Below are 5,576 nucleotides of genomic sequence, written 5' to 3'. Positions count from 1 at the left end.
TCTGTCGTAAACATTCAGGGGGTTGGCCGGAACCGGCCCGGGGACAGTCCCCGCGACACCTTTCCTGCAAAAATAAAAAATGTCAAACGCAAGGTTATGGGAACCCGCATAGTGAGTACTTAGCGTGGGACAGTCCCCAGGCCTGGGAAGCTTTGATATGAAAATATTGCTTGGAATATTTTTTTTGGGACTGGTATTGTTGCTGATTTCTGGATGCCTTGAAAAGGAAGAAGATGCCGTCTTTAATGAAGCTGAAAAATATTTCGCTACAGGGCGGTTCAACCAAGCCAGAATGCTGTACCTGGAATACCTGGATAAAAATGAATACGGCACAAAAAGATATGCAGCCTGGAACAGGCTTTTAAGTTTAAGGATGGATGTATTCAGGGATCTTTACGGTGCTCTGGATATATTAAAAGCCATGCAGATGGAATACCATCAGGACCAGGATAAATTATGGGTTATCAGCTCAAGATCAGCTGAAGTCTACTATAGGCTTGGGAAACCCAGGGAAAGTCTTCGGGCCTGGAATACAAGTATAATGCTTGCTCCCACGGTTCGAGATAAAAAACAGTCGTCATTGAAATATGCAGGTGTTGCCATCAGCCTGGGTGAGTTTCGTGAAGCCCGTGAAATATTAATGGAATTTAAAGATTGCTCAGGGGATATTGATGCGGATTTATGTTCCAGGATTCACTACACCCGGGGCAAGTCTTATTACCTGGAAGGCTTTCTGGATCAGGCTGAAATCAGTCTGGCCAGAGCCTTGAGTATTGATGCCGGGAATGATTACCTGGCTATGGCCGGTATTCTTCAGGCGGAGGTTCTTCTGGAAAGGAATGAATCTGGTCTGGCCGGTGAAATTCTAAAAAAAATAAAAGAGATCCATCCCAATCCAGAAGCGGTTAATGCAAGGCTTAAGTACCTGTCGATTCAGGATTAATCTGAACTGTCCCGGTAGTGCTGCAGGGCTTCCCTGATATTATCGGCGGCCTCCTGTAGAAGCTGCCTGCCTGCTTCGGTATCAGCACTTTTTTCCAGGTATTCCAGGGTCTGAAGATACTGCTCCAGCTGCATTATTGTCAAAAACTCTCTGGTCTCCTCCGGGATAAGCTGCAATTCACTGATTTCGCTGGAGTGCTTATCGAGCATCTCCTGCATGCTGCCAGTGGTTTCCCGCAGTTCAGCGGTCTCTTCTCTGAAATCCCGGGCCAGTTCGTCCAGTTTTGTTTCAGCCACCCTGAAGTCCTGGTCCAGGGTTTCCAGTTTTGTTTCAGCCACCCTGAAGTCCTGGTCCAGGGTTTCCAGTTTATCGGCCGCCACCCTGAAGTCCCGGCTGAGTTCGTTCAGCTTGGTATCCGCGGTCCTGAAGTCCTGGTCCAGTTGTTCAAGCTTATCATCCGCGGCCCTGAAGTCCTGGTCCAGAGTTTCATGACTGCTCCTGGTATCCTCAATCATCCTGGTGATATTTTCTTCTGACTGGGCAGCCTGTTCATGAACTTTTTCAAACTCGGTGTGTCCATAGTAGTAGAGTGCAACAAGAATCACGAACAGCAATACACAGCCTGCCATGGCTGCCTTGCCCCAGGCCCGGAATGAGGCTTTGCTGACAACCTCCTCCCTGAAGGCCTCCTCTTCAGGAGCGACCTTTTCCTGACGCTTCATTATCTCCCTGGCACGTTCCAGTTCGGCGGTCCTGAAATCTTCCTGAACCAGCCTGAGTTTATTACGCATTATTTTCAATTGCTGTCTGACTTCTTTATTGGCTGGAAAAAAGGTAATCACTCCAAAAATGACGCCCAGAATAAAACAGAGGAATATAAAGACGTACATGGCCATTTCAGGGGATTTGAGGTGCCAGATCCACAAGTCAAGCTCCAGAGGGGACTTGAGCCCAAGGGTTTCGGTGTTTTGACTCAGGCCCAGCATGACAGCGCCAAAAACCAGCAACAAAAATATTAATCTCAATACGTTCATTTTTATTTCCCCCCTCTGTTTATCAAGCTTATTGATCCCGGGATGTTGAATCAGCTACATCAGCTTCGTGTTTATCTCTTCCGTAGAGATTTGTAAAGTAGAGCAAAAAATCTTTGATTTCAATGTTAATTTCTCCATTTTTTAACCTCCATTCCCAGTTGCCCCTGGCAACGGCCGGAGTGTTCATGCGAAAACGTCCGTCCAGGCCCAGAATATCCTGCATCGGCAGCACACAGTAACAGGCTGTTGAAGACATGGCCATGCGGATCATCTCCCGGGCGATGTTTTGTGAATGAAGGTCCCGCCCGGTATATTCCTTCAGCCTGGTTAAGGCCTCAGCATCCAGTTCGCTGTCAAACCAGCCTCTGACGGTGTTGTTGTCATGGGTGCCGGGATAGACAACGCAGTTGGGGACATGATTGTGCGGAATATAAGGATTGGTAGGCATGTCGCTGCCGAAGGCGAACTGCAGGATCTTCATTCCCGGCAGACCGTATCTATCCCGTAATTCCAGCACATCAGGGGTGATATAGCCCAGATCTTCAGCTACAAAGTGGGCCGGAGATATCTCACTGGTCAGGGCGGACCAGAAGTGATCCCCGGGACCTGTCTCCCATTTTCCTTCTTTTGCTGTCCTGGATCCGGCCGGTATACTCCAGTAGGATGCAAATCCCCGGAAATGATCAAATCTCAAAAAATCGAACATTACCAGGTTCTGTTGTATGCGCTTGATCCACCACTGGTAATTTTCCAGGCGGCATTGATTCCAGTCGTAAATGGGATTTCCCCATAGCTGACCTGTTTCACTGAAATAATCCGGAGGTGCTCCTGCCACATAAGTGGGGTTTTTATCCTGGTCCAGAAGAAACAGCTGCGGATTGGACCAGACATCACAGCTGTCACGACTGACATATATGGGCAGATCTCCAAAAATAATGATATTCCTGTTGTTTGCGTAGGTTTTAAGTTTCTGCCACTGGCTGAAAAAAAGATACTGAAAGAACTTTTCCCTCTGAATATTATCAGAAAGTGATTTACGGAACTCTTCCATGGCTTCCGGTCGGCGATGCTTAATTTGTGTCGGCCATTTAAACCAGGGAGCGCCGTTGAAATAATTTTTCAGGGAAATAAAAAGGGCAAAATCATCCAGCCAGAAAGCATGGTTGCGGCAGAAAAGCTCAAATCTGGATCCATTTGTCAGGTTATGTCTGCTGCGCTCAAAGGCCTTGTGTAACAGTCCGGTTTTGAACTCTCCGGCCTGGTCGTAGTCAGTGCGATGTTCTGGAAAAGCGGGCAAGTTGTTTATATCGTCGGGATCTATAAGACCTCTATCTCTGAGATTCTCCGGATCGATAAAAAGGGTGTTGCCGGCAAAGGCACTGTAGCTGGAATAGGGTGAATTACCGGTACCTGGAGTTGTTGGATTCAGGGGCAGGATCTGCCACATTTTCTGCCTGCTGTCGGCTAGAAAATCCACAAACCTGTAGGCTCCAGGGCCCAGATCTCCCACCCCGTAAGGACCTTGAAGCGAAGAGATATGCAGTAGTATTCCGCTTAGTCTTTTCATGCGGTCTGCTCCAGGAATATGATTCCCAGCGGGGGCAGGGTCAGGTGCAGGCGGTGGGAAAAACCATGGGAAGGAACAGCCTCGGCGTGATAAATATCCGGATTTACCTGGTGCGAACCTCCGAACCTGGAATCGTCGCTGTTCAGTACTTCTTTCCAGGGCCCGGCTCCAGGCAGGCCCAGTATGTATTCATGCCTGGGTACAGGAGTGAAGTTGGCTGCCATGGCCAGAGCAGTCCGGTTTTTATCCATGCGGATAAAAGACAGCACGCTGTTGTCGGCATCAGTGCAGTCTATCCAGGAAAAACCTCTGGGATCAAAATCCAGTTCGTAAAGCTGGGGTCGGCTTCGGTATAAAGCATTGACTTCACGCAGCCATTGCTGGATCTGCTGATGTCTATCAAACTGCAGAAGATGCCAGTCCAGGCTTTTGTCGTGGTCCCATTCCACCCACTGGGCCAGTTCAGACCCCATGAAAAGAAGTTTTTTTCCAGGATGGGCGTACATATATCCCAGCAAAAGACGCAGGTTGGCGAGCTTCTGCCAGTCGTCCCCGGGCATTTTCTTGACCAGGGAGCCTTTGAGGTGCACCACTTCATCATGGGACAGAGGCAAAACAAAATTTTCGGTAAAGGCGTACCAGATACTGAAGGTCATCTGGTTATGGTGATATTTGCGGTGTACTGATTCTTTGCTCATGTAACTCAGAGTGTCGTTCATCCAGCCCATGTTCCACTTATACCCGAATCCCAGGCCACCCAGATATGTCGGCCGGGATACCATGGGCCAGGAAGTGGATTCCTCGGCAAAGGTCTGTACATCCGGATAAGAGCGGTAAACCTCGCTGTTCAGGGCTTTTAGAAAACTGATTGCGTCAAGGTTTTCATTGCCGCCGAATTCGTTGGGTTCCCATTCTCCCTGGTTGCGGGCGTAATCAAGGTAAAGCATAGAAGCTACAGCATCCAGGCGCAGTCCGTCAATATGGTAATAATCCAGCCAGAACATGGCATTGCTGATGAGAAAGTTGACCACTTCGTTGCGACCGTAATTGAAGATATAGCTCTTCCATTCGGGATGAAAGCCCTTGCGCTGGTCCATATGCTCGTAGAGGTGGGTTCCATCGAAGTAACCCAGCCCTACTTCGTCGGTGGGAAAGTGGGAGGGCACCCAGTCCAGTATGACACCTATACCGTGCTGGTGCAGGGTATCTATCAGGTACATGAAATCCTGCGGTGTTCCGTAGCGGCTGGTTGGGGCGAAAAACCCGAGTATCTGGTACCCCCAGGATCCGTAAAAGGGATGTTCAGCTACAGGCATGAATTCTACATGGGTGAATCCCATATCCTGAAGATAGCCTGGAAGTCTTTCCGCGAGTTCCCGGTATCCAAGCAGCCGTTCGGGGTTACCAGGGTCCCGGACCCATGAACCCAGGTGCATTTCGTAGATACTGAGCGGTTTGTCCTGCCTGTTTATTTCGTGTCGCCTGTCCATCCAATCCCCATCTCCCCAGCTGTAATCCATCTGCCAGATGATGGAGGCGGTACTGGGCGCGGTCTCCCAGAAAAACCCAAAGGGGTCTCCCTTGTCCACCCGGTATCCGTGAAATCTGGAACGGATGTGGTACTTGTATTTCTGTCCGGGCATGGCCTCCGGGATAAAACCCTCCCAGATTCCAGAACCGTCCCCCCGGACGTTGAGCTGATGAGTTTCATTGTCCCAGTAATTAAAATCACCGATAACGCTAACAGCCTCAGCATTGGGTGCCCAGACTCCGAAATAGGTTCCCCGCACTCCACCGTGCATTACGGCCTGGGCTCCCAGGTGCTGGTACAGGCGAAAATGTCGACCCTGCTTGAATAGATAAATATCCTGTTCTGTAAACATACTGATTGTTGATTTCTCCAATTTGATGTGATTAGGCGCTTAGTACAAATTTCAAACAAACATGTTGGTAACTTTTACTGACACCCTGCCCCTCTAGATAGGATCACGCGCACGGCGTAAACTCCCCTCCCTTAGGAAGAAAGTATGGG

The 5,576-nt window shown here is 49.2% G+C and carries 4 protein-coding genes; 1 reads left to right on the top strand and 3 read right to left on the bottom strand.

The genetic code is table 11. The features are described from left to right. The first annotated feature begins 157 nt into the window (after nucleotides 1-157). On the top strand, nucleotides 158-943 hold the full coding sequence (locus tag QZP87_RS08940) for a hypothetical protein (protein ID WP_291322575.1): 786 nt from the start codon (nucleotides 158-160) through the stop codon (nucleotides 941-943). Here QZP87_RS08940 and QZP87_RS08935 read toward each other — a convergent pair. The 3 genes from QZP87_RS08935 to glgB are packed head-to-tail and all read right to left on the bottom strand — an operon-like array spanning nucleotide 940 to nucleotide 5,427. Then, nucleotides 940-1,977, bottom strand: coding sequence for a hypothetical protein (locus tag QZP87_RS08935; RefSeq protein ID WP_291322574.1), 1,038 nt, complete (start codon nucleotides 1,975-1,977; stop codon nucleotides 940-942). The two genes, QZP87_RS08940 and QZP87_RS08935, sit on opposite strands and share 4 nt — an antisense overlap. 28 nt (nucleotides 1,978-2,005) lie before the next feature. Further along, nucleotides 2,006-3,544, bottom strand: coding sequence for a 4-alpha-glucanotransferase (gene malQ, locus QZP87_RS08930; protein WP_291322573.1), 1,539 nt, complete (start codon nucleotides 3,542-3,544; stop codon nucleotides 2,006-2,008). Then, the gene (gene glgB / locus QZP87_RS08925) at nucleotides 3,541-5,427 is read right to left on the bottom strand and encodes a 1,4-alpha-glucan branching protein GlgB (RefSeq protein ID WP_291322572.1); all 1,887 of its coding nucleotides are present in this window, start codon (nucleotides 5,425-5,427) and stop codon (nucleotides 3,541-3,543) included. Before glgB ends, malQ begins: the two co-directional genes overlap by 4 nt. Nucleotides 5,428-5,576 lie beyond the last annotated feature (149 nt).

The organism is Desulfonatronospira sp. (assembly GCA_003563255.1).
Classification (GTDB): Bacteria; Desulfobacterota; Desulfovibrionia; order Desulfovibrionales; family Desulfonatronovibrionaceae; genus Desulfonatronospira.
Note: the sequence above shows the minus strand (reverse complement) of the source record. Positions and strands in the feature narration are given on the sequence as shown.

What these genes read in the sequence shown, in the direction of transcription:
- QZP87_RS08935 (WP_291322574.1), bottom strand. Translation starts at nt 1,977, where the DNA reads ATGAACGTATTGAGATTAATATTTTTGTTGCTGGTTTTTGGCGCTGTC.
- malQ (WP_291322573.1), bottom strand. Translation starts at nt 3,544, where the DNA reads ATGAAAAGACTAAGCGGAATACTACTGCATATCTCTTCGCTTCAAGGT.
- glgB (WP_291322572.1), bottom strand. Translation starts at nt 5,427, where the DNA reads ATGTTTACAGAACAGGATATTTATCTATTCAAGCAGGGTCGACATTTT.
- QZP87_RS08940 (WP_291322575.1), top strand. Translation starts at nt 158, where the DNA reads ATGAAAATATTGCTTGGAATATTTTTTTTGGGACTGGTATTGTTGCTG.